Annotated in this window: 1 protein-coding gene; it reads right to left on the bottom strand. The window is 75.2% G+C overall.

Features of this window, described 5'->3' with window-relative positions; all coding sequences use genetic code 11:
• Positions 1 to 3,575: SDR family NAD(P)-dependent oxidoreductase (locus tag ABZY33_RS35895; RefSeq protein ID WP_356495917.1), on the bottom strand; the 3,575-nt coding region annotated here is incomplete at its 3' end.
• Positions 3,576 to 3,591: the final 16 nt, after the last annotated feature.

The following is a 3,591-nucleotide window of genomic DNA, read 5'->3' as shown; positions in this document are numbered from 1 at the left end:
AACGCCTCCAATGCCTGAACCACACCCTCAGCATCAGAAGCCACCACACTCGCCCGATGCTCGAAATGCGTCCGACGCACCGCCGCCGTCACCGCCACAGCAGGAAGAGACACATCCGAACGCTCTGACAACCACGACGCCCAACGCCCCGCCTGCTCCCGCACCGCAGCCACACTCTGCCCCGACACCACCACCGGCACCGGACCAATAACCTCAGCAGACCCCACCTCCGAAACAACCGGCGGCTCCTCCACAATCACGTGCGCGTTCGTGCCGCTCAACCCGAACGACGACACCCCCGCCCGACGCGGACGCGACACATCCCGCTCCCACGGTTCGAGTCGGTCGACGACCCGTACCGGCAGGTCGTCCCAGGCGACGTTGGGGTTGCGGGGGGTGCTGCGCAGGGTGGCGGGCAGGGCGTCGTTCCTGAAGGAGGCGAGGACCTTGCAGACGCCGGCGATGCCGGCGGCCGACTCCAGGTGGCCGATGACGCTCTTCGCGGTGCCGAGGCCGAGCGGGTGGCCGGGACCCCGGTCCCGGCCGTAGACGGCGGCCAGTGCCTGGACCTCGATCGGATCCCCGAGCGAGGTGCCGGTGCCGTGGCACTCGACGTAGTCGATGTCGGCGGGAGACAGGCCGGCCGAGTCGAGTGCGGCGCTGAGGACCTGCTGCTGGGAGGAGCCGTTGGGCGCGGTGATGCCGCTGCTGGCACCGTCGTGGTTGACGGCGGTGCCGCGGACCACGCCGAGCACGGTGCGGTTCTGGGCGAGGGCGTCGGACAGGCGCATGACGGCGATGACGCCGACGCCCTCGCCGCGTCCGTAGCCGTCCGCATCGGCGGAGAACGTCTTGCTGCGGCCGTCCGGCGCAAGGGCGTGCGAGCGGCTGAGTGCGACGAACGCGTCCGGGTCGGCGAGGACCTGTACGCCGCCGGCGAGGGCCAGTTCGCACTCACCGTGTCGCAGTGCCTCGCAGGCCAGGTGGAGGGCGACGAGCGACGAGGAGCAGGCGGTGTCGACGGCCAGAGCGGGGCCCTGCAGGCCCAGGTGGTAGGAGAGACGGCCCGCGTTGAAGCTGGGCAGCGTACCGGTGAGGGTGTAGGTGTCGGCCGAGCCGCCCCGGCGGTGGTTGCCGTACTCGCCGACGCCCGCGCCCACGAAGACGCCGGTGCGGGAGGAGCGCAGGTCGCGCGGGCGGATGCCGGCGTCCTCCAAGGAGACCCAGGCCGCTTCGAGGAGCAGCCGTTGCTGGGGGTCCATCGGGCCGGCCTCGCGCGGGCTGATACCGAAGAAGGCGGCGTCGAAGTGGGCCACGTCGTCGAGGAACGAGGCATGGCGGGTGGAGACGCGGCCCTCGGCGTCCGGGTCGGGGTCGTAGAGCGCGTCGATGTCGAAGCGGTCGGCCGGGACGGTGGTGACGGTGTCGCGGCCCTCGGCGAGGACGGTCCACAGGCTGTCGAGGTCCTCGGCGCCGCCGGGCATGCGCAGGCCGACGCCGACCACGGCCAGCGGCTCGTCGGTGGCGCCGCGCGCGGTGGTGCCGGGAGCCGGCCGGGCGGCCGGGGCCGGGGTGAGTTCGCCGAGCAGCCAGCGGGCGGTGGCGGCCAGGTCGGGGTGGTCGAAGGTGAGCGTCTTCGGGGTGATGACGCCGGTGCGCCGCTGGACGCGGGCGCTGAAGTCGACGGACATCATCGAGTCGAAGCCGAGGTCCTTGAAGCCGCGTTCCGGGTCGAGGGCGCCGGGGTCGCGCACGCCGAGCACGGCGGCGGCCTCGACGGCGAGCAGCCGGCGTACGTGGTCCTCGCGGGCGTCCTCGGGGAGGCCGAGCAGGGTGGTGCGCAGGGGTGAGCCCGGTGCGGCGGCGGTGGCGTCCGCGACGGCCCGTACGGCCTCGGGGATCTCGCGCAGGAAGGGGCGGTCCCGGCCTTCGGCGTAGGAGGCGGCGGCCCGGGTCCAGTCGACCGCGGCGACGACGGTGGTGCGCCCGTGCGCGAGTGCCGCGTCGAGTGCGTCCAGTGCCTGCTGCGCGGGCATGGGTTCCAGTCCGGTGCGGCGCAGCTGGGTCTCGGCGGCGCCGTGGGTCATGCCGCCGTCCGCCCAGGGGCCCCAGGCGATGGAGACGGCGGGCAGCCCTGCGGACCTGCGCCGGGCGGCGAGTGCGTCGAGGGCGGCGTTCGCGGCGGCGTAGTTGGCCTGGCCGACGTTGCCGAGGACGCCGACGACGCTGGAGTACAGCACGAAGGCGTCGAGGTCGCGGCCGCGGGTGAGGTGGTCCAGGTGCGTGGCCCCGGTCAGTTTGGGTGCGACGGCGGCCGCCAGGGCCGCGGCGTCCTGGCGGTCGAGGAGCCGGTCGTCGAGGACGCCCGCGGTGTGGAAGACGGCGCGCGGCCCGTCCCCGTCACGGTCGAGGGCGCCGAAAAGCTCCTCCAGTCGGCGCCGGTCCGTGACGTCGCAGGCGGCGAGGGTGACGCGGGCTCCGGTGGCCTCGAGTTCGGCCGCGAGCGCGCGGGCGCCGTCGGCGTCGGGGCCGCGCCGGGAGACGAGGACGAGGTGTTCCGCGCCGCGCTCGGCGAGGCGGCGGGCGAGGTGCGTGGCGAGAGCGCCGCCGGCGCCGGTGATCAGGACGGTGCCGCGCGGTGTCCAGGGCACTACGGCGGTGGGTTCGGTGCGGCGCAGCCGGCGGACGAGGCGTCCCGTCGGGCGCAGCGCCACGTGTTCCTCCGCGGCGGGGGTGCCGTGTGCGGCGAGGGTGGCGAGGAGCTGCCGGGTGGTGGCGGGGCCGGCGGGTCCTGCGGGCAGGTCGACGAGGCCGCCCCAGCGGTGCGCGTGTTCCAGGGCGACGACGTGACCGAGGCCCCAGACGAGGGCCTGGGCGGGGTCGGGGGCGGGGTCGGTGGTGTGGGCGGCGACGGCTTCGCCGGTGAGGAACCACAGCGGGGCCGGCACGGCCGCGTCCGCCAGGGCCTGGACGAGGGTGAGGCTCAGGACGGCGCCGTTGGTCACGGCCGGGTGGCCGGGGTGCGGGGCGGTGTCGAGGGCGGTGAGGGCGAGGACGCCGCTCAGCGGCGCGTCGCCGGGCTCGGCCGTCAGGGCGCCGGCCAGGGCGGCCCGGTCGCCGTCGGCGGTCAGCAGGTGCGGGACGGCGCCCGCGCCCGCCAGTGCCGCGGCAAGGTGTCCGGCGAGGTCCCCGGCCGCCGCCGGGGCCACGATCAGCCAGTGACCGCGCGGGGCCGGTGCGGTGCTCGGTACGGCAGACGCCTCCCAGGTCTCTTCGTAGCCGCGGTCGGCGGCCTGTGCGGCCCGGTCCTGCTGCTCGCGCCAGGCGGCGAGGTGGGGCAGGACGGCGGCGACCGCCGTGCTGTCGGTGGCGCCGAGCAGCTCGGAGACCCGCTGGGTCGCACCGTCGGCGACGGCCTCCCAGAGCGCGTCCTCGGTACGGGAGTGTTCGTGGGTGCCGTGTTCCCTTCCCGTGGGTTCGATCCAGTAGTGCTCCTGCTGGAAGGCGTAGGGGGGCAGGTCGACGGGGGTGGCGCCGGGCAGGACCCGGTCCCAGGCGATCTCCTGCCCGGACACATGAAGCGCACCGAGC

It is taken from the genome of Streptomyces sp. NPDC006552 (genome assembly GCF_040611655.1).
Classification (GTDB): Bacteria; Actinomycetota; Actinomycetes; order Streptomycetales; family Streptomycetaceae; genus Streptomyces.
Note: the sequence above shows the minus strand (reverse complement) of the source record. Positions and strands in the feature narration are given on the sequence as shown.